Genomic DNA, 23,202 nt, shown 5'->3' on the forward strand with positions numbered 1-23,202 from the left:
CCCCCCGGGTGTCCCCCCCCGAAACGCGGCGACACCCCGGCCGTGGCCGGGGTGTCGATGGGTGCGCGGCGGCTGACGCCCGGAGGGTCAGGAGGGACGGCCGGCCGGCTCGCGCCGCGAGGCCCGGACCTTGCGCGCCAGCGACCGGGGGCTCGTCAGAAAGCCCCAGCCCCAGGACATGTGCATGGTGGCCAGCGCCACCGGGATCCGCAGCCGCGCCGACAGTGACAGCCCCTTCCCGGCGGGCAGCGAGCCCAGGGTGATCGCGGCCAGGTAGCCGCCGGGCACCACCAGCGTCCACGGCGTCACCACCACCCCCACCAGGCCCGCCGCGATCGCCAGCACGGCGGCCGGCGGCGCCAGATAGCGCGGGTTGATCGACCCCTGGTGGTAGCGGGCCACCACATGCCGCCAGCGGCCGTAGTCGTGGTACTGGCGGGCCAGCCGCCGCACGTTCGGCCGCGGCCGGTAGGAGACCAGCAGCTCCGGCGAGAACCAGATCAGCCCGCCGTCCTGCCGGATGCGGAAGTTCAGCTCCCAGTCCTGTGCCCGGACGAACTCCACGTTGTAGCCGCCCTGACGCTCCAGCACCTCCCGCCGGAACACCCCCAGATAGACGGTCTCCGCCTCGCCGGCTGCGCCGCCGGTGTGGAAGGCGGCGTTCCCGACGCCGATCCGGGAGGTCATCGCCGCGGCGACCGCGTGCTCCCACGCGTTCTCACCCTCGGCGTGCATGATGCCGCCGACGTTGGCCGCTCCCGTCTCCTCCAGCAGCCGCACGGCGGTTGCGATGTACCCCGGCGAGAGCATCCCGTGCCCGTCCACCCGCACCACGACCGGGTGACTGGACGCCTCGATCGCCGCGTTCAGCCCGGCGGGGGTACGGCCGGTGGGATTGGCCACCGTCACCACCCGGCCCCACGGCCGCTCGGCGGTCTCGGCCACCAGCTCGGCGGCGATCTCGTCCGTCCGGTCCTGGGAGGGGCCGAGCGCGATCACCACCTCCAGGTCGCCCGCGTACTCCTGCCGCAGGACGTGCTCCACCGCGTGCCGCAGATGCCGCTCCTCATCGAGCACCGGCATGATCACGGACACTGCGGGAAGGTCCTGCCCGCCGGGGGCGCTGCCGCCCCGGTCTCCTCGTGTCGTCACCGGCTCACGGTACCGCGAACGGCGCACACCCATTCGCCCACCCGGGTGGCGCGCGGCGGGTCCGCACGCGCCCCGGGCCTGGCCGTTCCTACGCTCCCCACGGGGTGACCCGGCCCCCGTCGCACGACAGCGGAGGTCCCGACGTTGCCCGCCAACCGCCCGCACCACCACCCCGACCCGCGTCCCCGCCCGGCCCGGGGGGCGAGCCGCAGACCGCGGTGGGGGTTGCGGCTCTCGGCCGTCGCCGCGGCGGGCGTGCTGCTGACCGGCGGGGTCGGCCACGCGATGGTCTCCACCATCGACACCGGGCTCGACCGGGTCGACCCCTTCCACGACCTCAGCAACCGGCCCGACACCAGCAAGGGCCTCAACGTGCTGCTCATCGGCAACGACAGCCGAGAGGGGATCACCAAGGAGGAGAAGAAGAAGTACGGTATCGGCGGCGACGCCTGCCACTGCGCCGACACCATCATCCTGGTCCACCTCTCCGAGGACCGCGAACGCGCCAGCGTGGTCTCCCTGCCCCGCGACTCCTACGCCGAACTCCCCGCCCACGCCTTCGAGTCCGGCGGCGGTGAACGCCACCCCGCGCACCCGGACAAGATGAACGCCGCCCTCTCGCACGGCGGCCCCGCGCTGATGGTGCGCACCGTGGAGAAGATGACCGGCGTGCGGATCGACCACTACCTGGAGGTCAACTTCCTCAGCTTCATGCGCGGCGTCGACGAGATCGGCGGCGTGGACGTCTGCACCGTCAAGCCGCTCAAGGACGAGAAGTCCGGCCTGGACCTGCCGCCCGGCACCTCCACGCTCAGCGGCGGCGAAGCGCTCCAGTACGTACGCGCCCGCTCGCTGGACCCCTCCGCCGACTTCGGCCGCATGCAGCGCCAGCAGAAGTTCCTCGCCTCCTTCGTCGACAAGGCCGTCAGCGCCGATGTGCTGCTCAACCCGGCCAAACTGCGCCGCACCGCCGACGTCATGCTCGAATCGGTGCGCGTGGACCCGGAGTTCGGCATCGACGAGATCCTCGACCTCAGCCGGGCGATGAGCGACTTCGACACCTCCTCCGCCGAACTCACCTCGGTTCCCATCGACCAGATCGGCAAGGCGCTCCCCTCCGGCGGCACCACCGTCACCTGGGACGAGGAGGGCGCCGAACGTCTCTTCACCGCCATCCGCGAGGACCGGCCACTGGCCGGTGCCGGCGGGGCCGACGAGTCGCGGGAGGCTGACTCCGGGAAGAAGACGGACGGCGACAACGACGCCGGCCGGGACGGCGACGCGGAGAAGGACACCGACACGCGCCCGCAGGGCGCCGTCCCGGTCGACATGTCGCCGCAGGAGGTGAAGGTCCGGGTCGAGAACGCCAGCTCCCGCGAGGGCCTCGGCGCCCGGGCGGACGAACAGCTCGCCGCCACCGGCTTCACCACCGGTGGCCTCACCGCCGACGAGGACGCCGGCTCCGACACCACGGCGCAGAGCCGCACCACCATCACCCACGACCCCGACCGGCGCGAGGAGGCCGCCGCGCTGCGCGCCGCCGTCCCCGGCGCCCAGCTGCGCGAGGTCGCCGACCACGGCCCGGAACTGCTGCTGGCCGTAGGCGAGGACTTCACCGAGGTCCGGCCCGTGCGCGACGGCCGCCAGCCGATGCGCGCGGAGGAGTGGAAGGACGGCGGCTACGGCGCCGCCACCGGCGACCAGGTGATCTGCGACTGAACGCCCGCACGGTACGACGACGCCGACGGCGACCGCGCCCATCGGGTCCCAGTCCTCCGGGAGCTTCAGCTCCGTGCGCACGGTGTCGCGGCAGAACATGGTGGAGGAGACCCAGGCCGAGCCCAGCCCCTCTCCGGCGAGGGCCACCAGCAGGTTCTGCACCGCCGCCCCGGCCGCCACCACGAACATCTCCCGCTCGGCCGCCGAGCGGCGGGCGTCCGGGTAGTGGTGGGCGCCGTCGGCGACCAGGCAGGGCACCACCAGGTACGGCGCGCGCCGCAGCACGTCGCCGCGCCGCACCCGGCGGGCCACCGACTCCTCGTCCCGGCCGTCGCCGCGCAGGTCCGCGATCCAGGCCTCGCGCATCGCGTCCAGCAGGCCGGCGCGCGACTCGGGCGACTCCAGCAGCACGAACCGCCACGGCGTGGTGTGGTGCGGCGCGGGCGCGGTGACAGCCGCCGCCACCGCACGGCGCACCGCGTCACCGTCGACCGGCTCACCGGTGAACTCGCGGACGGTGCGGCGCTGGGTCACCGCCTCCCGGACCGCCTCGGAGGTGCCCAGGCGGAACATGTCGGCGGCGGCGTCCCGGATCAGGGGACGGGCACCGGAGTCCTCGGCCCCGGCCCCGGTGACGTGTTCGGACAGGCCGCGCACCACGGCGATCGGCCGGCCCTCGGTCTTTCCCTTCACCAGCTCGCCCGCGCCGGCCAGTTCGTCGGCGACGGCGGTGACGGTCGCACCCAGGGGGTTGCCGTGCGGATCGGTCCCGCCGCGCAGGTCGTCCAGCACCCGCAGCCCGGCCGCGCCGATCGCCACGTCGGTCTGGCCCTCGCGCCACGGCCGGCCGAAGGTGTCCGTGACGAGCACTCCGACCGTGGCGCCGGTCAGCTCGCGCAGCCCGTCGCGGATGCGCCGCGCCGAGGCGTCCGGGTCCTCCGGCAGCAGCAGCACCGTGCCACGCGGGGTGTTGGAGGCGTCCACTCCGGCCGCCACCATGACGAAGCCGTGCCGCGACTCCACGATGCGGGTCGGCCCGCGCCGGGCGACGACCCGTACGGTCTCGGCGTCGATCGCCGCCTCGCGGTCGTCGGCGATGACGACCCGGCCCTCCGCCTTGCTGACGATCTTGGAGGTGACCACCACGATGTCGCCGTCGGCCAGCCCGTGCGATCCGGTGCCACCGGCCGTCGCGTCGGCCGCCGCGGCATCGGCGATGAGCCGGGCGAGGTCGTCACCGGGAGCCACCTCCGGCAGGCCGGGCAGCGACCACACGCGGAACTCCGCCGAACGGGTGGCTTCGCCGCCCGATTCCGTGCCCGGGCCGCCCGAACCGCCGGCCGTCACGGCGCCACCTCGGCCGTCAGCTCGCCGGCCAGTTCCAGGGCGGCGCGCGCCATGGCCGCGGTCGCGTCGGCGTCGGTCATCATCAGCGGCACCGCGCGACAGCGGATGCCGTCCGCCTCCACCACGGGAACCGCGTCCGCGTCGGCCGTGTCCACCAGCCAGCCGTCCAGCAGCCCCGAGCCGTAGTGGGCCGCGACGGCGGCGGCCGTGGCCTCGACACCGACGGCGGCCAGCACCTTGTCGGCCATGCCGCGCACCGGCGCGCCGCCGACGATCGGGGACAGCCCGACCACCGGCACGCCCGCGGCGGCGATGGCCTCACGGACGCCGGGAACGGCCAGGATGGTGCCGACGCTCACTACGGGGTTGGAGGGCGGGAAGACGATCACGTCGGCGGAGCCGATGGCGGCCAGCACCCCCGGTGCCGGCTCGGCCTTGTCGGCGCCGACCGGCACCACAGCGTGGGCGGTGGGCTCGGCCCGCAGCCGTACCCAGTACTCCTGGAAGTGGATCGCCTTGCGGCCCTCGTCCTCGGTGTCGATCAGGACATGGGTCTCGACCCGGTCGTCGGTCATGGGCAGCAGCCGCACCCCCGGCTCCCACCGGCGGCACAGCGCCTCCGTGACCGCGCTCAGCGGGAAGCCGGCGGCCATCATCTGGGTGCGCACGATGTGGGTCGCGAAGTCACGGTCACCGAGACCGAACCACTCCGGGCCCACCCCGTAGGCGGCCAGCTCCTCCTTGACGGCGAAGCTCTCGTCCGCCCGGCCCCAGCCCTGCTCCTCGTGGATGCCACCGCCGAGGGTGTACATCACGGTGTCGAGGTCGGGGCAGACCTTGAGGCCGAACAGATGGATGTCGTCTCCGGTGTTGCCGACGACGGTGATCTCCGCCTCCGGCGCGGCCAGCTTGAGACCGCGCAGGAAGCGGGCACCGCCGGTGCCGCCGGCCAGAACCACGATGCGCTGCATACCGACCAGTGTGTCAGCAGCCGGTCCCGGCCCGCCGGGCGGTCCGTCCGCCGGACGCGGCGCCCGGCGCGGCGCCCGCCACGGCCGCGGGCCGCGGCCCGGAGACGGTGGCGACGGGCGTCGACCCGGCCGCGCCGGAGGTGTCGCGGGGACGCATCGGCATCTCGGTGAGACCGGGGAAGTACAGGTGCAGCGAGACGGCGGGCAGCAGCGTGGTGTTGACCATCTCGTGGACGTAGCCGGGCGCGAACACCCGGAGCGGACCGGGGCGTACGGCCCGCCCGGCGCCGGCCGCACCGGCCGCGCCGGTGAACTCGCTCAGCTCGCCGTCGAGCACGGTGAAGACGCCGTGCGAACCACCGTGGTCGTGGCGCCCGCTGCCCTGTCCGGGCAGCCAGCTGAGCAGCCAGAGCTCGTACCCCGGGCCGGTGCGCAGCCGGTGGTACCAGCGGCTCGTCGCGTCGTACCCGACCAGCGGTGCCCAGTGCGCACGACAGCCCGCGACCTTGCGCACGAGACCGGCGAACTCCGCGACGGTGCACGGGTGTTCGGCGGGCGGCGGCATCAGGTGGGGGAGCGCGGTGGGGTCACCGCCGATTTCGTTGTCGTTGTACATGCGAGACCTGATCGGGAGCGCTGGACGGTGGACGGTGGTGCGCGACGCACGACGAGCGACGCAACTGTGACGGCGCGTGTACGCACGGTGTTCAGAGGCTCAGGTGAGCGGTTGCGGAGGAGGTCTGTCAAGCGAGCCGTGCGTTCGGACGCATTGTTTCACCACATCCGGTTGCGCCCCGTGCGGAAAGGTTTATGCGTCCACGGGCTGGACAGGTGGCGCAACATCGGACCTGCCGGGTGTCGTTGTGCTTCTGTGATCCAGCTGTGATTCGGATCGCTCGGCCTGGGCAGTCGGAACACTACGGGTGTTCGATTCGTCTTCACTCCGGAAGCACTCGGAGGGAGTGGTCGAAATGCCTGAAGTGTCCGTATGGTTCGTGGTGATTTGAACACGATCGGCGCGGGTGTGGTGCCGCTGGGTGAATCATCGGGCCATTAGCAGATCCCGGCTTGACGGGCCCGGATGACGCACTTGTAATTTCACTCGTGTCGTTCGCCGCGTATCGGTAACGGCAACATCACGGGGACGCAAGGAAGGCGAGGCGCGAGATGACCGAGCTGTTCCAGCAACTGCTGGTCGACGACACCGACGAAGAACCGGGCTGGCAGGAGCGCGCGTTGTGCGCCCAGACCGACCCCGAGTCGTTCTTCCCCGAGAAGGGCGGCTCCACCCGCGAGGCCAAGAAGGTCTGCCTCGCGTGCGAAGTACGGTCCGAGTGCCTGGAGTACGCGCTCGCCAACGACGAACGCTTCGGTATCTGGGGCGGACTGTCGGAGCGTGAGCGCCGCCGGCTGAAGAAGGCCGTCGTCTGAACCGGGCCCGGCGCCCACGCCGGCGCCGTGAGCCGACGACCGGCATACCCCGGATAACCGGCCCCTCCGCGGGCCCCCATCACAAGCGGAACCAGCGAGAGAAGCGGCCGGACCCGTCGGCCCGACCCCCGTGCGCACGCCCCGGCGTCCAGGCGTGCGGAACGGACCGGCGGTCCCCGGCACCCCGGTAGTGTGTGGCTGTCCGCCGACCTCCACCGAACCGGGGCCCGTACCTCGATGTCTGCCGCAGCCGCCTCACATCCAGAGCTACCGCAGCATGTCGTCACCGCCGTGCTGGTCTCGCACGACGGAGAACGCTGGCTCCCCGACGTGCTCGCCGGGCTGGTGAACCAGCAGCGTCCCGTCCAGGACGTCATAGCCGCCGACACCGGGTCGGCCGACCGTTCCGCCGACCTCGTCACCGACGCGCTCGGCGCGGAACGCGTACTCCACCTCGCCCGCCGCACCGGCTTCGGCGCGGCCGTCGCCGAGGCCGCCCGCTCCGCTCCCGTGCTCACCCCCGACGATCTCGGCTACCTCAAGCGCCCCAGCGGCTGGGATCCGGAGACCCGCACCTGGCGGGACGACACCTACGGCATGCCCGAACTGCCGCACGGCGAACCCATCCACTGGTTCTGGCTGCTGCACGACGACTCCGCGCCCGACACCGACGCCCTGGTGCACCTGCTCCGTCACGCCGAGGCGCACCCCGAAGCGGCGATCATCGGCCCCAAACTCCGCGGCTGGTACGACCGCAGGCAGCTGCTGGAGACCGGCGTCACCGTCGCCCCCAGCGGACGCCGCTGGACCGGCCTGGACCGCCGGGAGCAGGACCAGGGCCAGCACGACCTGCACCGCGACGTCCTGTCCGTCTCCTCCGCCGGCATGCTGATCCGCCGCGACGCCTACGAGCGGCTCGGCGGCTTCGACCGTCACCTGCCGCTGATGCGCGACGACCTCGACCTGTGCTGGCGTGCCCACTCCGCCGGCCTCGGCGTCCGCGTCGCCCCCAGCGCCGTACTGCGTCACGCCGAGGCCTCGGCCCGCGAGCGGCGCTCCATCGACTGCGCCGGACGGCTCGGTGGCAGCCCGCACCGCGTGGACAAGGCCGCCGCCGTCTACGCCCTCCTCGGCAACTCCCGTGCCCGGCTGCTGCCGTGGGTCCTGCTGCGGCTGGTCGTCGGCACCTTCATCCGTGTCCTCGCCTATCTCGTCGGCAAGGCGCCCGGCCGCGCCCTCGACGAGTTCGCCGGACTGCTGGCCACCCTCATCCGGCCGGGACGGCTGCTGCGCGCCCGTTCCCAACGGCGCACCACCACCTCCGCCGACCTCGACCACACGGCGCTCCGGCCGCTCTTCCCGCCGCCGGGCGCCACCATCAAGGCCACGGCCGAACAGGCCGTCAGCTCCCTCTCCCGGCGCTCCGACCCGGCCGCCTCCGGCAGCCGGCACGGCGCCGTCGAGTCGGGGCCCTCCGACGACGACGCGGACGCCCTGGAGGTCGAGCAGTTCGCCAAGGTCCGCGCCCTCGCGCGCCGGCCCGGACCGGTCCTCTTCGTGCTGCTGTTCCTTGTCGCCCTCGCAGCCTGCCGGGAACTCGTCGGCGGCGGTGCGCTCAGCGGCGGGGCCCTGCTCCCCGCGCCGGCCGACGCCTCCGAACTCCTCAGCCGCTTCCGAGAGACCTGGCAACCGCTGGGCGTCGGCGCCGTGGAGTCCGCGCCGCCGCACCTGGCGCTGCTGGCGCTCTTCGCCACCCCGTTCCTCGGCTCGGCCGGCCTCGCCATGACGCTGCTCGTCGTCGGCGCCGTCCCGCTCGCCGGAATCAGCGCCTACCTCGCCTCCAAGCGGCTGGTCACCTCCCGGGTGCTGCGCGCCTGGGGCAGCGTCGCCTACGCCTTCCTGCCCGCTCTCACCGGAGCCATCGCCTCCGGCCGGATCGGCACCGTCGTCCTCGCGATCCTCCTGCCGCCGCTGGCCCGCTGCGCGGTCCTCTCCGCAGGGCTGGTCCCCGGCAACCGCGGGCCCTGGCGCGCCGCCTGGGCCGGGGCGCTGGCGCTGACCGTGGTCACCGCCTTCACCCCCGTGGTGTGGCCGATCACGCTGGTGCTCGCCATCGCCGCGCTGCTGCGGCCCGCCCCCGGCGGACGGGGCCCCCGCGTGCGCCGGCTCGCCGCGCTGGTACTCACCCCCGTGGTGATGCTCGCGCCCTGGTCGTTCACCGTGCTCACCAGCCCGGACCGCATCCTGGCCGAGGCCGGGTTGCCGCTGGACTCCGTCCCGGCCTCCGCGCTCTCGCTGCTGGGCCTCAACCCCGGCGGCCCCGGCACCCCGGGCGCCCTGCTGCTGCTCGGTCTGCTGCTGGCCGGACTCGCCGCGCTGCTGCGCCGCGAGCGCCGCACCGCGGTGACCGCGGCCTGGGTGGCCGCGCTGGCCGCCCTGGTCTTCGGCGTCTGGGCCAACGGCTCGCACTGGGCCGGGCCCGCCGTCCTGGTGTACGGCCTCGCGATCATCGCCGCCGCCGCGCTGGGCGCCGACGGTGCCCGTCACCGGGTCGCCGCGGAGAGCTTCGGCTGGCGGCAGCCGGTCGCGGTCCTGATCGCGGTCGCCGCGGCGCTGGGCCCGGCCCTGGTCGCCGCCGGCTGGATGGTGCGCGGCGCCGACGGTCCGCTGGAGCGCGCCAACCCGGTGCAGGTCCCGGCGTTCGTCGCCGAGGAGAGCTCCACCAGCGACCGCGCCCGCACCCTGGTGCTGGCCGGTGAGGGTGAGACCGCCGACGGCGCGCCGACCGCGCTCGACTACGCCGTGGTGCGCGGTGCCGGGGCCCGTCTGGGTGACGCCGACATCGCCGAACTGATGCCCGAGGACCGCTCGTTGTCCTCCGTCGTCGCCGACCTCGCCGCCGGTTCCGGCGCCGACCAGGCGGAACGGCTCGGCGGCTACGCCATCCGGTACATCCTGGTCCGCGACGGCTCCCCCGAGGAACTGCACCGCGTGCTGGACACCACCCCCGGCCTCAAGCGGCTCAGCCAGGAGGACGGCAGCGCCCTGTGGCGGGTCGAGCGCGAACTCGCCCGGGTGATGGTGCTGCCCGCCGAGGGCGACACCTCCGCGACGCCGACCCGGCTGCCCGCCGGCCCCGTCGAGGTCGACACCGACCTGCCGGACGGCCCCGAGGGCCGGGTGCTACGGCTCGCCGACACCGCCGCCGAGGGCTGGGAGGCCACCCTCGACGGGACGCCGCTGACCCCGACCCGGCTCGACGGCTGGGCCCAGGGCTTCGAACTCCCCGCGGGAGAAGGCCGGTTGCGGGTCAGCTACAGCAGCGGCTCGCTCCACACCATGTGGACGTGGGCGCAGGGCTTCGGACTGCTGGTCCTCGCCGTGCTCGCCCTGCCGGGCCGCCGGCAGGAAATCGACGACGACCTGCCCGAGGGCCTGGACCGCGACCACGCCGACGGCGCCGCGCCGCCCACCGCGGGTGACGGCGGCGGGCCGGATGCGCCCGGCTCCGGCCACCGGGACGCGGACGACAGCGGTGCCGACGACGCGGATGACCACGGCCGCGCCCGTGACCGTTCCGGCGACACCCCCGCCGCCCCGCATGTGCCCGCACAACCGGTCGCGGCGCCCGACGCCGAGCCGGCCCCGGTGGGCTCCGGCAGCGAATGGGCCGACGGCGGCTACGACCCGTACGGCGGCTCCCAGGCACCCCCGGGCGGCGGGCAGCAGGGCGGGCAGCAGTACGACGGCTACGACTACGGCCAGGCGGGCCAGTCCGGCTACGCCCCGCCCGGGTACCCGGGCACCGAGTACGCCGGCACCGGCTACGACCAGGGCGGCTACCCCCAGCAGGGCTACCCGCAGGAGGGCCACCCCCAGCAGGGGTACGCCCAGGGCGACTGGAACCAGGGCGGCTACGGCTACGGCCAGGACGCCGGCGGCTACCAGCACGCCGCGGACCCGTACGGCACCGGTGTCCCCGCCCCGGCCCCCGGGCCCGAGGGCGGTGACCCGGCGTACGGCGCCTGGCCCGACCAGGCGAACGACGGCCGGGACCACCGCTACGACTACCCCTCCGACCAGCCGCACGACTACGGCGACGGGAACGGCCAGCGATGAAACTCGACCTCCCCGGGGGCTCCGGACTCACCCGCAGCCCACTCGTGACCCTGGTCGCCGTGGGCGTCGCGCTCGCCGCCGTGGCCGGCATGGCCACCCTCGGCGGTGACGCCGACGCCTCCGGCCCCTCCGGTGAAGCGACCCGAGCGCCCGTCGAACGCACCACGCTGGTCTGCCCGCAGCCCACCGGCCTCAGCCGCGCCACCACCTGGTACACCGGCTTCACCCCCGCCGGGGACGCGTCGACCGGCGACACCTCCACCGGCGACGGCGAGCCGGGCAGTGCGGGACTGCTGCCGCTCACCGAGTACGTGCCCGGCGGCGCCACCGGAGCGGACGAGGACGAGGAAGAGGACCAGGAGGAGACCGAGGACACGGAGAGCGCCGAGGACGACGGAGCCGAGGACGAGGACGGGGACGACGCCGACGCCGAGCCCGACGACGACCGCATCCTGCTCCAGCAGGAGCCCGGCACCCCTGTCAGCGACTCCACCAAGGACGCCGACGCCCCCGCCCTCGCGGGCAGCGCCGACCACGGGACGGCACCCGGCTGGACCGTGCAGCAGACGACCCTGATCCGGGCCGCCGCCGGAAGCGGCCGCGGTCTGATGGGCACCTCCTGCCAGCGCCCGGACACCTCGTTCTGGTTCGCGGGCGCCTCCACGGCCGAGAGCCGCAGCGACTACGTCCACCTCACCAACCCCGACGACTCCGCCACCGTGGTCGACCTCGACCTCTACGGTCCCGAGGGCCGGATGACGCTCGCCGTCGACGAGGGCGTCACGGTTCCCGGTGGGTCCACGGTGCGGGTGCGGCTGTCCACCCTCACCGACGCGAACGAGACCGACGTCGGCGTCCACGTGACCGCCCGCACCGGGCGTGTCGGCGCGCAGATCGAGGCGGTGGACAGCGAACTCGGCGCTGACTGGATCGCCCCGGTCTCCGCCCCCGAGGGTGCCGTCGTCATGCCGGGCATCCCGGCGGACGCCGAGACCGTGCGGCTGGTGGCCTTCGCCGCGGGGGAGGGGGACGTCAACGTCGGCGTGGGCTTCGCCGGGCCCACCGCCACCATCACCCCCGCCGGCAACGAGTCCCTGTACCTGCGCTCCGGCATGGTCGAGTCGGTCGACCTGGAGACCGTGACCCAGGGCGAGGCGGGCTCCCTGGTGCTGACCCCGAACGAGGGCTCCGGCCCGATCGTCGCCGCGCTGCTGGTGACCAGGGGTGAGGACGACGAGCAGGAGCTGGCGTTCATTCCGGCCACCGCGCCGGTCGAGGCCCGTACCACCGCCTCCGGCAACGTTCCGGAGGGCGCGGAGCTGGTCCTGACCGCCATGGAGGACGACGTCGAGGTCGAGGTCACCGCCTCGCCCGGCGACGAGGGCGGCAGCACGGTCTCCGACACCCTCACCGTCGCCGCCGGCACCACCGCCACCTACGCGCCGGAGCTGCCCGACGACACCGAGGGGCGCTACGCCCTGACCGTGCGCCGCACCGGCGGCGAGGGCCTGCTCTACGCGGCGCGGGTGCTCACCGAGGAACGCGACGACATCCCGATGTTCACGGTGCAGACCCTCCCGGACGACCAGTCCACCGTCTCCGTCCCCGAGACCGGACCGAACCTCGGGGTCCTCGGCCGTCGCTGAGCGCCGCACCGCGGGCGGGCGCCGGTGAACACCCGGGCCGCCGCTCGCCCCGGGGCGTTGCCCTCACGCCTGGCCCTACGCCTGGCACTACTCCTGGCCGTAGCGCGGGTCGACCGCCTCGGGAGCCAGCCCGAGCAGCTCCGCCGCCTGCTCCACCACGACCTCGTGCACCAGCGCCGCCCGCTCGTCCCGGTTCCGGCTGCGCAACTCCACCGGGCGCCGGTACACCACGATCCGGCCCGGCCGGTCGCCCTCCGCGGGGACCGACGAGCCCAGCGGGATCGGCTCGGTCACCGGCGGCTCCGGCACCTCGTGCACCTCGAAGTCCACCCGCCCGAGCTGCGGCAGCCGGCGCCGCAGCCGGTCCGCGGAGTCCAGCACCATCGAGTCGAACGACTCGGCCCGGCTCGCCGCCAGCGGCACCTGCGGCGGTGCCACCGGTCCGCGCATGCCACGGCCGTGCCGGTCGCGATGGCGGTGCGGGCGGGCACCGGGCGGACGGCCGGCCGCGGGGGAGAGGCTGGGATCACTCATCGCCTCCGACCTTAAGGGACGGGAGCGCTTCGGCAGGGCACGTTCGGGGCGAACCGGTACGTCCCGGCCATGATGGGGGCGACACGGGCGGGTGAGCGCCGGGGCAAGCGTCGCGGCCCGCTCAGGAGTGCGGTACGGTCCAACATCGTGAGCCCCGTACGTCGCTGTTCGCGTACCGCGTGCGGCCGTCCCGCCGTCGCGACGCTGACATATGTCTACGCGGACTCCACGGCTGTGCTCGGCCCGCTCGCCACCTACGCGGAACCCCACTGTTACGACCTGTGCGCCCACCACTCCGAACGGCTGACCGCGCCGCGGGGCTGGGAGGTGGTCCGGCTCGCGGTCGACACCTCGGCACCCCGGCCGAGCGGTGACGACCTGGAGGCGCTGGCCGACGCGGTCCGGGAGGCCGCCCGCGGTACCCGCGAGGTACCGGAGGCACGTTCCGCGACGCCGCGCGCCGCGGTCGACCCGATGGAGGTGGCCCGCCGCGGCCATCTGCGCATCCTGCGCTCGCCCGACCCCTGATCCCGCCCGCGCGTCTGTCCGGCAGGGCCACCACCGCGGCGCCGTGCCGCCGGAAGCCGCCACCGGAACACCCGCCCGGCCGACGGGACGTACCCGGCGCCGCCGCGTCATGCGGCATGTCCGCACGGGTGATCCGTAACATACGCTCGGTACCGTGAGCCGCCGCGCGCCGCCGACGCCGCGCGGGACACGCCCCGTCAGACGCGGGCGAGCGGTCGCGAGAACCAGCGCGAAGCCAGACGCAAACGATCCGTCAGAACCGGCGACCCGTCAGACGCGGCGGGCTGCCGGACGCAACGAGGGGTGACCTGTGCCGGACCTGTCTCAGATCGTGAAGGCGTACGACGTCCGGGGCGTGGTCCCGGACCAGCTCGACGAGGACCTCGCCCGGCTGTTCGGCGCCGCGTTCGCCGAGGTCTCCGGAGCCGGCGGCACCGCCGCGGCGGTCGTGGTCGGCCACGACATGCGGCCCTCCTCACCCGGCCTGGCCCGCGCCTTCGCGCTGGGCGCCGCCGACCGGGGAGCGGACGTCACCGAGATCGGCCTCTGCTCCACCGACCAGCTGTACTTCGCCAGCGGCTCGCTCGACCGGCCCGGAGCGATGTTCACCGCCAGCCACAACCCGGCGCGCTACAACGGCATCAAGATGTGCCGGGCCGGCGCCGCCCCCATCGGCCAGGACAGCGGCCTCGCCGACATCCGCGCGCTGGTGGAGCGCTGGACCGAGGAGGGCGCGCCGCAGCCGGTGGCCACCCCCGGAACCCTCACACCGCGCGACACCCTCGGCGACTACGCCGACCACCTGCGCTCCCTGGTGGACCTCACCGGCATCCGTCATCTGAAGGTCGTGGTGGACGCGGGCAACGGCATGGGCGGCCACACCGTCCCCACCGTCCTCGCCGGACTCCCGCTGGACGTGGACGCCCTCTACTTCGAACTGGACGGCACCTTCCCCAACCACGAGGCCAACCCGCTGGACCCGGCCAACATCGTGGACCTCCAGGCCCGCGTCCGCGAGACGGGCGCCGACATCGGCATCGCCTTCGACGGGGACGCCGACCGCTGCTTCGTGGTGGACGAACGCGGCGAGCCGGTCCCCCCGTCCGCCATCACCGCCCTGGTCGCCCGCCGCGAGCTGGCCAAGGCGCCCGGCGCGACCGTCATCCACAACCTGATCACCTCCTGGTCGGTCCCCGAGGTGGTGCGCGAGCACGGCGGCGTCCCGGTGCGCACCCGGGTCGGGCACTCCTTCATCAAGCAGGAGATGGCCACCACCGGGGCCGTGTTCGGCGGCGAGCACTCCGCCCACTACTACTTCCGCGACTTCTGGAACGCCGACACCGGGATGCTGGCCGCGCTCCATGTACTGGCCGCCCTCGGCGAGCAGGACGGCCCGCTCTCCGGCCTGGTCGCCGAGTACGACCGGTACGCCGCCTCCGGCGAGATCAACAGCACCGTCGAGGACCAGGCCGGCCGGGCTGCCGCCGTGCGCGCCGCCTACTCCGGCCGGCCCGGCCTGGAACTGGACGAGCTCGACGGACTCACCGTCACCGCCGACGACTGGTGGTTCAACCTCCGCGCCTCCAACACCGAGCCGCTGCTGCGCCTCAACGTCGAGGCCCGGGAGGCGGCCACCATGGCCGAGGTGCGCGACGAGGTGCTCGCCCTGGTGCGCGGCACCGACGACTGACATCCGGCGCCACCCGGTGGTGCGGCGCGTCCCCGCGAACGGGACGTGCTCCACCACCGGCACCGGGCGCCGCACACCGCCGCCCGTGGGCCCACTGAGCCGCCACTTCGACCCCACCCCCGGCGGCCGTGGCCGACCCCCGGCGCGGCCGGTAGGGTGACCAGCACAGACACTTCCGCCGGAGGGACACCATGCCGCTCGTCGAAGCCGGACTCCTGGAGATCCTGGCCTGCCCGGAGTGCCATGCACCGCTGCGCGAGGACGAGGCCGCCGAAGAGCTGGTCTGCGCCGTCGAGGGCTGCGGACTGGCCTACCCCGTCCGGGACGGCATCCCGGTCCTGCTGGTCGACGAGGCACGCCGCCCCTCCTGACCGCCCCCGGCACCGCCCGGCAACCACCCGCGAACCCCACGCCAGGCCACCGGACGCCGGGCGATCGGAGCCCCGTCATGACCGACGAATCTCTGCTCGACGACCCTGACGGCCTGATCCGCGCCGACCGGCGCGGACTGCTGCGGTCGGTGGCCGCGTCCGGGGCGCAGGTCCGCACAGCCGTCCGCGCCGCGTCCGCGCCCCTGTCCCGGCTGCGGCCCGAGGGCCGCCCCGGCACGGTGCTCCTCGCCGGTCCCGGGCCGGACGTGCCCCTCGCCGCCGGGCTGCTGGAGGCGCTCGGCGACGGAGCCGTCCGCGTCGCCCACCTCACGCCGTCCGGGCCACTCGCCTCACCCGGCGCGCTCCGCTGGCAACTGCCGCGCTGGGCGGGAACCCTGGACCTGGTGCTGATCACCAGTGCCGACGGCAGCGAACCCGGCCTCACCGACCTGCTGGAACGCGCCCACCGGCGCGGCTGCGCGGTGGCCACGGTCGCCCCCGAGGGCTCCTCGCTCGCCGAACTGGCCCTGCGCCGACGGAGCCTGACCCTGCCCGCCACCACCGCGCCGCACCTGGAACCGGCCGGTCACCCGGCGGCCCCCGGCCATCACTGGTCGCTGCTCGTGCCGCTGCTGATGCTCGGCGACCGGCTCGGAGTGTGCGCGGCATCCGGCGAACACCTCCAGGCCCTCGCCGAGCGGCTCGACACCACGGCCGAACGCTGCGGACCGGTCTCCCGCCCCGACGACAACCCCGCGAAGGCACTCGCCTCCGGTTGCCACGGCGCGCTGCCGCTGCTCTGGAGCGAGGGAAAGCTGGCGGGAGCCGTCGCCCGGCACGCCGCTTCCGCCTTCCTCGCGCTGCCCGGCGTCCCGGCGCTGACCGCACCGCTGCCCGAGGCCCTGGCCGCCCACGGGGCGCTGCTCGCCGGAGGCCCCGCCGGGCCGCCGGACCCGGACGACTTCTTCCGCGACCGGGTCGACGACCCGTCGCCGCCGCGGGCCCGCGTGGTGCTGCTGGAGGGTCCCGCCCCGGCGGACACCCCGCCCGACGCCGACCTGCCGCCCAGCGCGGTCGCGGCCGCCCGCGATCTCCTCTCCGAACAGGGCGTGGCCCTGACCGAGTTGACCGCCGCCGAGGGCGGCAGCGATCTGGAGACGGCCGGTGACCTGGTCGCCCAGCTGGATTTCACCGCCGTTTACCTCGCGCTCACCACGGCGACCCGATCATGAACCCGGCCGCCCCCGCGCGGCCGGCCCACCCCGCACACCACGCCCTCGAACCGCACCACGCCCTCGAATCGCACCGCCCAGCACCCCGCACCGCCCACGACCGGGCCGGGCCGCCCTGAGCCGCCCGGCGCCGCCGACGCACTGGAGCACCACGCCATGGACCGACTCGACAACACGGTGCGCCCCTACGCCTGGGGCTCGACCACCGCCATCCCCGCCCTGCTGGGTGTCGAGCCGACCGGCGAACCCCAGGCGGAGCTGTGGATGGGCGCACACCCCGGAGCACCCTCCCTCGTCGACCGCGGTACGGGCGTCGCAGCCGGAACGGACGGGCTCTCCCCGCTCACCGACGTCATCGCCGCCGACCCGGACCGCGAGCTGGGCCCCGAGAGCCACGCCGCCTTCGGCCCCCGGCTGCCGTTCCTGCTGAAGCTGCTGGCCGCCGACGCCCCGCTCTCCCTCCAGGTCCACCCCGACCTGGCCCAGGCCGCCGCCGGGTTCGCCGACGAGGAGGCCCGTGGCGTCCCCCTGGACGCCGCCCACCGCACCTACAAGGACGACCAGCACAAGCCCGAACTGATCTGCGCCCTCACGCCGTTCGAGGGTCTGTGCGGCTTCCGGGAACCCGACCGCACCGCGGCGCTGATGGACGCGCTCGGCGTCGACGGGCTCAAGCCGTACGCCGACCTGCTGCGTGCCAGCCCGCCCGGCGCCGCGCTGCGTGAGGTCTTCACCGCCATTCTCACCGCCGACGCGGAGCGCCAGGCCGAGAGCGTCCACGCCACAGGCCGCGCCGCCGCCGAACTGGCCGGGTCCGGAGGCGAGTTCGCCGCTGCCTGCGCGGCCTACGCCCGGCTCGCCGACAGCTACCCGGGCGACCGCGGCGTCCTCGCCGCACTGCTGCTCAACCATGTGCGGCTCGCCCCGGGGGAGGCCCTCTACCTCGCCGCCGGCGTCCCGCACGCCTACCTCACCGGCCTCGGCGTCGAGATCATGGCCAATTCGGACAATGTGCTGCGCTGCGGCCTCACCCCCAAGCACGTGGACGTCCCCGAGCTGCTGCGGATCGTGGAGTTCACCGGGGGAGAGCCCTCGGTGCTGCGCCCGGAGGCGGGCCCGGACGGCGAGGAGAGGTACGCCACCCCGGCGCGCGAGTTCCGGCTCTCCCGCCGGCAGCTCGCGCCCGGCGGCGCCCCCGCCTCCCTGCCCGGCGGCCGTCCGCAGATCCTGCTCGCCACCGCGGGCACGGTGCGGCTGAACTCCGGTGACGGAGCCGAACTCGTCCTGGAAGCGGGCAGGTCGGCCTATGTGGCGGCCGGCGCCGGACCGGTCTCCGCGACCGGGGACGGCACCCTCTTCCGCGCCACCGTCGGCATCTGACGCCGGACCTCCACGCCGCGCCGCGCGCGGCCGAAACCACGCGGTTGCCACCGGTGCGGTCCCCGCGATCTCATGGCGCGCGGTCCGGCCCGGCTGCTAGATTCGGAGGCGACGTGCGATGTCGCTGCTGATGGCAGCCGGACGGCCGGTGAGGCCGCACCGGCCGAGGGGAAAGAAGGCCCTCCGACGGACTGCGCGGCCGGCCGCATCCGGTGGCCGTCGCCGCGTCCTGCCCATCTTCCCTCCCGCAGCCGAGGAGCAGCAGCAAATGACGAGCGCCACCCCGCAGGACTTCCAGGACTTCAAGGTCGCCGACATCTCCCTCGCGGAGTTCGGCCGCAAGGAGATCTCCCTCGCCGAGCACGAGATGCCCGGCCTGATGTCGATCCGGGCGGAGTACGCCGACGCGCAGCCCCTGGCCGGCGCCCGCATCACCGGCTCCCTGCACATGACCGTGCAGACCGCCGTCCTGATCGAGACCCTGGTCGCCCTCGGCGCCGAGGTCCGCTGGGCGTCCTGCAACATCTTCTCCACCCAGGACCACGCCGCCGCGGCCATCGCCGCAGCCGGTATCCCGGTCTTCGCCTGGAAGGGCGAGACCCTGGAGGAGTACTGGTGGTGCACCGAGCAGGCCCTGACCTGGGCGGACAGCCCCACCGGCGGCCCCAACATGATCCTGGACGACGGCGGCGACGCCACCGTGCTGGTCCACAAGGGCGTCGAGTACGAGAAGAGCGGCCAGGTCCCGACCCCGGACACCGCGGACAGCGACGAGCACCGCGTCATCCTGGAACTCCTCACCCGCACCGTCGCCGAGACCCCGCAGAAGTGGACCCAGGTCGCCTCCGAGATCCGCGGCGTGACCGAGGAGACCACCACCGGCGTCCACCGCCTGTACGAGATGTTCCGCGAGGGTGCGCTGATGTTCCCCGCGATCAACGTGAACGACGCCGTCACCAAGTCCAAGTTCGACAACAAGTACGGCTGCCGCCACTCCCTGATCGACGGCATCAACCGCGCCACCGACGTCCTGATCGGCGGCAAGGTCGCCGTGGTCTGCGGCTACGGGGACGTCGGCAAGGGCTGCGCCGAGTCGCTGCGCGGCCAGGGCGCCCGCGTCATCGTGACCGAGATCGACCCGATCTGCGCGCTCCAGGCCGCCATGGACGGCTACCAGGTCGCGACCCTGGCGGACGTCGTCGAGACGGCAGACATCTTCATCACCACCACCGGCAACAAGGACGTCATCCTGGCCTCCGACATGGCCCGGATGAAGCACCAGGCCATCGTCGGCAACATCGGCCACTTCGACAACGAGATCGACATGGCCGGCCTCGCCGGCCTGCCCGGCGTCGTCCGCGACGAGGTCAAGCCGCAGGTCCACACCTGGACCTTCCCGACCGGCAAGAAGCTGATCGTGCTCTCCGAGGGCCGGCTGCTGAACCTCGGGAACGCCACCGGGCACCCGTCGTTCGTCATGTCCAACTCGTTCGCCAACCAGACGATCGCCCAGATCGAGCTGTTCACGAAGACCGAGGAGTACCCGACCGGCGTCTACGTGCTGCCCAAGCACCTCGACGAGAAGGTCGCGCGCCTCCACCTCGACGCCCTCGGGGTGCGGCTCACCACGCTCAGCGAGCAGCAGGCCGCCTACATCGGCGTCCCGGTCGAGGGCCCGTACAAGCCGGACCACTACCGGTACTGATCCGGAAGCGCACCGCTCCGGAACCGCGCCGCTCCGGAACCGCACCGCTCCGGAACCGCACTGCCGTTCCCGGCCCGCCCCCGGTCAGCACGACCGGGGGCGGGCCGGGCCGCTTCCGGGCCGGGAAGTCCGGCGTGCGGAGAGCCGACGTACCGTATGGCCCATGCCCCGCGGCCGCTACAGCCTCCACGACCCGCACGACCACACCCCGCTCGGCGAGGAGCACTTCCAGTGCGCTCCCGGACCGAGCGGATGGCGGTACGTCGCCCGCCGTACCGACACCGCGGGCCGTTCCACCGGCTCGCTCGACCTCGCCCTCGACGACCTCGGCCGCCCGATCCGGCTGGAGGCACGGGCCGGCGACTGGCAGGTCCGTGGCGCCGCGCTGGACGGGGTGCGCTGGGTGCGCACCGATCCTGCAGGTGAGCAGGCCCAGGAGGGCCACGTCGCCGCACACGCGTTCACCGGAGGCTCGCCCGCCTACCTTCTCGCCGTCGCCCGCCTGCTGCGGCCGCCCCCTTCTGGGGTGCGGGTCCGGCTGGTCTCCTTCACCGAACCGGTGCTGGCCCCGCGCACCGTGGACCAGTCCTGGACCCTGCTCGGCAGCGAGGACCACCATGACGAGGACGGCGGAACCCTGACCGTCCACGGATACCAGGTCGCCGACCTCGCCACCGGGGAGCGGCACACCGTGCATCTCGCCGGGGACGTGGTGCTCTCCGCCCCGGGGGTGCAGCTGGAGGACCTGGACACCCCGCCGTCGGAGTACGCGACCCTGCCCTCCGGTCCGTGAGGGAACGGGTGGCGCGGGGCGGGATCAGGTGGGAGGCGCGAAACCGCCGCCGGACACGGGCCGTTCGTCCGCCGGGCGGGCGGCCTGCGAGCCGTCTCCGGCCGGCTCCGGCCGGGGCGCGGCGCTGACCGGTGCCACGTGCGGAGGCACCGCGACGGAGACCGGCTCCGCGACCGGCGGTCCCGCCGTCGGCACGGCGGCCGGTGGGCCACCCGCCCGTCCGGAGGGCGGAGCGAACGGCGACAGCGCGCCCTCGGCCGGAGCGGCCCCGTCCTGGGCGGGCGGCAGCGTGACGGGCGCCGCCGTCGACGGGCCCGACCACCCGCCGCGGTCGGCCGTCGGCAGGACCGGTGCGGCGCCGAACACCTTCTCCGCGTCCCGGCGCTGCCGCTCCCCGGCCACGGCCGCGAGATAGCCCGTCGGGTGCATTCCGGCGGGGGGCGGCGTGCCCACCAGCCGCGCAAGGTCGTCGGCCAGCCGTACCGACAGCGACCAGCTCACCCGCTGATCAAGCTTCGGCATCCGGGTCAGCAGCTGACGGACCGCCAGCCACAGGTCGTCGGGGACCCGGGAGAGGTCCAGCTCCGCGAAGTGACCGGCCAGCTCGGGAGGCGGCGGGGGCAGCATCCCGGTCTTCCCGGTCGGGATGCGCTCGCGCACCACCATCGTGCCGGCGAAGACGTCACCGAGCCGCCGCCCCTGGGGCGAAACCAGTGAGGAGACGATCGCCGCGAAGCCCGCGGTCACGATCAGCTCGACGAACCCGACCAGCCCGCGCACCAACGCGTGGCGGAACCGGATCGGCCCGCCGTCCTCACGCACCACCCGCAGTCCGCAGGCCAGCTTGCCCAGCGACCGGCCGTGGGTCAGCGTCTCCACCGCCACCGGCACCCCGATCAGCACCAGCACCAGGGTGGCGATCTGCACGGAGGACAGCACGGCCACGCCCAGGTTGAGCACCGAGGAGAGCAGCACCACCGTCACCAGCAGGTAGGTACCGACCAGCAGCACCAGGTCCATCGTGATCGCGAGAGCCCTGCTCGGCAGCCTGGCCGGCCGAAGTCCCAGCACCACGGCGTCGCCGGTCACCAGACCACTCATCGGGCTCCGTCCCTCGTTCGTTCCACCGGCGCCGGCCCCGACCGGGGCGGCGCGGGACCCACGACGGGTCGGCGCCCGTCCCTGTCCAAGCCTGCCCGGTCCAGTCTGCCGCGCCAAGGGACCGGGCACTGACCCGACCCTCGGCACCGCCGTCTGAGAAGGTCGTGTCATGGACCTCGATGTGTTCGTCGCCGCCCATCGTGCCGAGTGGGACCGCCTCGACCAGTTGCTCGGCCGCGGCCGTCGCCTCACCGGCGCCGAGGCGGACGAGCTGGTGGCGCTCTACCAGCGCGCCGCCACCCACCTCTCACAGCTCCAGAGCACGGCCCCGGACCCGGTCGTCACCAACCGGCTGACGACCCTCGTCGCGCGTGCCCGCAGCGCTGTGATCGGCACCCGCAAGTCCACATGGCGCGACGCAGTCCACTTCTTCGCGGCCGGATTCCCGGCCGCCTGCTACCGCACACGGCACTGGTGGATCTGGTCCGGTGTGCTGTTCACCCTGCTCACGGCGGCCATCGGCTGGTGGATCGCGGCCAACCCCGAGGTGCAGGCCACCATCGGCGCGCCCGCCGAGCTGCGCGAGATGACCAGGGAGGGCGGCGGGTACGAGGCGTACTACTCCAGCAGCCCGGCCGCGGCCTTCTCCGCACAGGTGTGGACCAACAACGCCTGGATCGCGGCGATCTGCCTGGCGTTCGGGGTCTTCGTGGGCCTGCCGGTCATCTACGTCCTGGTGATGAACGCTGTGAACGTGGGCATGGGAGTCGGCCTGATGGCCTCCGCGGGCCGGCTCGACGTGTTCCTGGGGCTGATCCTGCCGCACGGCCTGCTGGAGCTGACCGCGGTCTTCGTGGCGGCCGGCGTCGGCCTGCGGCTCGGCTGGACCGTCATCGATCCCGGGCGCCGGACACGGCGGACCGCCCTTGCGGAGGAGGGCCGGGCCGCGATCGGCATGGCGATCGGGCTGGCGGTGGTGCTGCTGGTCTCGGGTGTCGTCGAGGGCTTCGTGACGCCTTCCGGGCTGCCGACATGGGCGCGGATCGCCATCGGGTTCATCGTCTGGGCCGCGTTCCTCGCGTATGTCTTCGTGGTGGGCCGACGGGCCGCTCTCGCAGGTGAGACGGGTGATGTCGCGGTCCATGACCGGTCCGACGAGCAGCCCGTCGCAGTCTGACCACCACGCGGGTTGACGCGGGGGTACCGGATGCGTAATGTACTCCGAGCTGCCCCGGAGCCGTAAGGCTTCCCAAGCGACGCCAAGCGTCCCAGGTCCGGCGGCGACCTCTTCTGAGAGACACACTCCCTCACGGGTCTGTTTTGGTGTTCCTGGCATTCGTTCAGGTGTGCTGAATTCATGACTCGGGGCCGATTTGAAAGCGGCCGGGGAAATGCTCTAAAGTAGAGAACACGCCGGAGGGCGAAAAGCTCAAAACCCCGCCGACTGGGGGTCAGGAACACGAAAGTGAGTCTGATAGAGTCG

17 protein-coding genes and 1 pseudogene are annotated in these 23,202 nt (G+C 74.0%); 12 read left to right on the forward strand and 6 right to left on the reverse strand.

Annotated elements, in window-relative coordinates; genetic code table 11:
* Positions 1 to 87: 87 nt before the first annotated feature.
* Positions 88 to 1,152: a glycosyltransferase family 2 protein gene (locus E0D90_RS27115; RefSeq protein ID WP_227870078.1), complete on the reverse strand. Its 1,065-nt coding sequence runs from the start codon at positions 1,150 to 1,152 to the stop codon at positions 88 to 90.
* A gap of 225 nt (positions 1,153 to 1,377) precedes the next feature.
* On the opposite strand from E0D90_RS27115, the gene E0D90_RS28280 reads away from it, so the two are divergent.
* The gene (locus E0D90_RS28280; RefSeq protein ID WP_265415944.1) at positions 1,378 to 2,871 is read left to right on the forward strand and encodes an LCP family protein; all 1,494 of its coding nucleotides are present in this window, start codon (positions 1,378 to 1,380) and stop codon (positions 2,869 to 2,871) included.
* Positions 2,872 to 2,892: 21 nt separating this feature from the next.
* Here E0D90_RS28280 and E0D90_RS27125 read toward each other — a convergent pair.
* From E0D90_RS27125 to E0D90_RS08320, 3 genes and pseudogenes are all read right to left on the reverse strand, one after another.
* Positions 2,893 to 4,218, reverse strand: a pseudogene (locus E0D90_RS27125) (coenzyme F420-0:L-glutamate ligase); the annotation flags it as partial.
* Positions 4,215 to 5,189: a 2-phospho-L-lactate transferase gene (cofD, locus tag E0D90_RS08315; RefSeq protein ID WP_130797198.1), complete on the reverse strand. Its 975-nt coding sequence runs from the start codon at positions 5,187 to 5,189 to the stop codon at positions 4,215 to 4,217. The gene cofD and the pseudogene E0D90_RS27125, both read right to left, overlap by 4 nt.
* A gap of 13 nt (positions 5,190 to 5,202) precedes the next feature.
* On the reverse strand, positions 5,203 to 5,805 hold the full coding sequence (locus E0D90_RS08320) for a cysteine dioxygenase (protein ID WP_130797199.1): 603 nt from the start codon (positions 5,803 to 5,805) through the stop codon (positions 5,203 to 5,205).
* A gap of 551 nt (positions 5,806 to 6,356) precedes the next feature.
* Between E0D90_RS08320 and E0D90_RS08325 the strand changes: the two genes are divergently transcribed.
* The 3 genes from E0D90_RS08325 to E0D90_RS08335 all read left to right on the forward strand — a co-directional run bounded on the left by E0D90_RS08325 (position 6,357) and on the right by E0D90_RS08335 (position 12,385).
* Positions 6,357 to 6,620: a WhiB family transcriptional regulator gene (locus E0D90_RS08325; protein ID WP_103500616.1), complete on the forward strand. Its 264-nt coding sequence runs from the start codon at positions 6,357 to 6,359 to the stop codon at positions 6,618 to 6,620.
* Between the two features lie 237 nt (positions 6,621 to 6,857).
* Entirely contained in the window at positions 6,858 to 10,739 is a 3,882-nt protein-coding gene (locus tag E0D90_RS08330; protein WP_130797200.1) for a glycosyltransferase, read from the forward strand.
* A complete protein-coding gene (locus tag E0D90_RS08335; RefSeq protein WP_130797201.1) occupies positions 10,736 to 12,385 on the forward strand; it encodes a DUF5719 family protein in 1,650 nt (549 codons plus the stop codon). The genes E0D90_RS08330 and E0D90_RS08335 overlap by 4 nt, the downstream gene beginning before the upstream one ends.
* A gap of 87 nt (positions 12,386 to 12,472) precedes the next feature.
* Here the strand turns inward: E0D90_RS08335 and E0D90_RS08340 are convergent, their stop codons facing one another.
* On the reverse strand, positions 12,473 to 12,919 hold the full coding sequence (locus tag E0D90_RS08340) for a metallopeptidase family protein (protein WP_103500614.1): 447 nt from the start codon (positions 12,917 to 12,919) through the stop codon (positions 12,473 to 12,475).
* Positions 12,920 to 12,991: 72 nt separating this feature from the next.
* Between E0D90_RS08340 and E0D90_RS08345 the strand changes: the two genes are divergently transcribed.
* From E0D90_RS08345 to E0D90_RS08375, 7 genes are all read left to right on the forward strand, one after another.
* Positions 12,992 to 13,447, forward strand: a complete 456-nt coding sequence (locus tag E0D90_RS08345; RefSeq protein ID WP_103500618.1) for a DUF3499 domain-containing protein — start codon at positions 12,992 to 12,994, stop codon at positions 13,445 to 13,447.
* A gap of 310 nt (positions 13,448 to 13,757) precedes the next feature.
* On the forward strand, positions 13,758 to 15,137 hold the full coding sequence (locus E0D90_RS08350; RefSeq protein WP_130797202.1) for a phosphomannomutase/phosphoglucomutase: 1,380 nt from the start codon (positions 13,758 to 13,760) through the stop codon (positions 15,135 to 15,137).
* Between the two features lie 191 nt (positions 15,138 to 15,328).
* Positions 15,329 to 15,508, forward strand: a complete 180-nt coding sequence (locus E0D90_RS08355; protein ID WP_103500612.1) for a Trm112 family protein — start codon at positions 15,329 to 15,331, stop codon at positions 15,506 to 15,508.
* A 77-nt stretch (positions 15,509 to 15,585) separates the two neighbouring features.
* Positions 15,586 to 16,740: an SIS domain-containing protein gene (locus E0D90_RS08360; RefSeq protein WP_130797203.1), complete on the forward strand. Its 1,155-nt coding sequence runs from the start codon at positions 15,586 to 15,588 to the stop codon at positions 16,738 to 16,740.
* A 156-nt stretch (positions 16,741 to 16,896) separates the two neighbouring features.
* On the forward strand, positions 16,897 to 18,120 hold the full coding sequence (gene manA / locus E0D90_RS08365; protein ID WP_130797204.1) for a mannose-6-phosphate isomerase, class I: 1,224 nt from the start codon (positions 16,897 to 16,899) through the stop codon (positions 18,118 to 18,120).
* Positions 18,121 to 18,388: 268 nt separating this feature from the next.
* Positions 18,389 to 19,825 carry an adenosylhomocysteinase gene (gene ahcY, locus E0D90_RS08370; protein WP_103500609.1) on the forward strand — a complete coding sequence of 479 codons (1,437 nt, stop codon included), beginning with the start codon at positions 18,389 to 18,391 and terminating at the stop codon, positions 19,823 to 19,825.
* Between the two features lie 163 nt (positions 19,826 to 19,988).
* The gene (locus tag E0D90_RS08375; protein WP_103500608.1) at positions 19,989 to 20,618 is read left to right on the forward strand and encodes a hypothetical protein; all 630 of its coding nucleotides are present in this window, start codon (positions 19,989 to 19,991) and stop codon (positions 20,616 to 20,618) included.
* 24 nt (positions 20,619 to 20,642) lie between these two features.
* Here the strand turns inward: E0D90_RS08375 and E0D90_RS08380 are convergent, their stop codons facing one another.
* Positions 20,643 to 21,719: an RDD family protein gene (locus E0D90_RS08380; RefSeq protein ID WP_130797205.1), complete on the reverse strand. Its 1,077-nt coding sequence runs from the start codon at positions 21,717 to 21,719 to the stop codon at positions 20,643 to 20,645.
* Positions 21,720 to 21,888: 169 nt separating this feature from the next.
* Here E0D90_RS08380 and E0D90_RS08385 point away from each other — a divergent pair, with 169 nt between their 5' ends.
* Positions 21,889 to 22,896 (forward strand): stage II sporulation protein M, encoded by a 1,008-nt coding sequence (locus E0D90_RS08385; RefSeq protein ID WP_130797206.1) that lies wholly within the window; start codon positions 21,889 to 21,891, stop codon positions 22,894 to 22,896.
* The last annotated feature ends 306 nt before the right edge of the window (positions 22,897 to 23,202 follow it).

The organism is Streptomyces otsuchiensis (genome assembly GCF_004305975.1).
GTDB classification, from domain to species: domain Bacteria; phylum Actinomycetota; class Actinomycetes; order Streptomycetales; family Streptomycetaceae; genus Streptomyces; species Streptomyces otsuchiensis.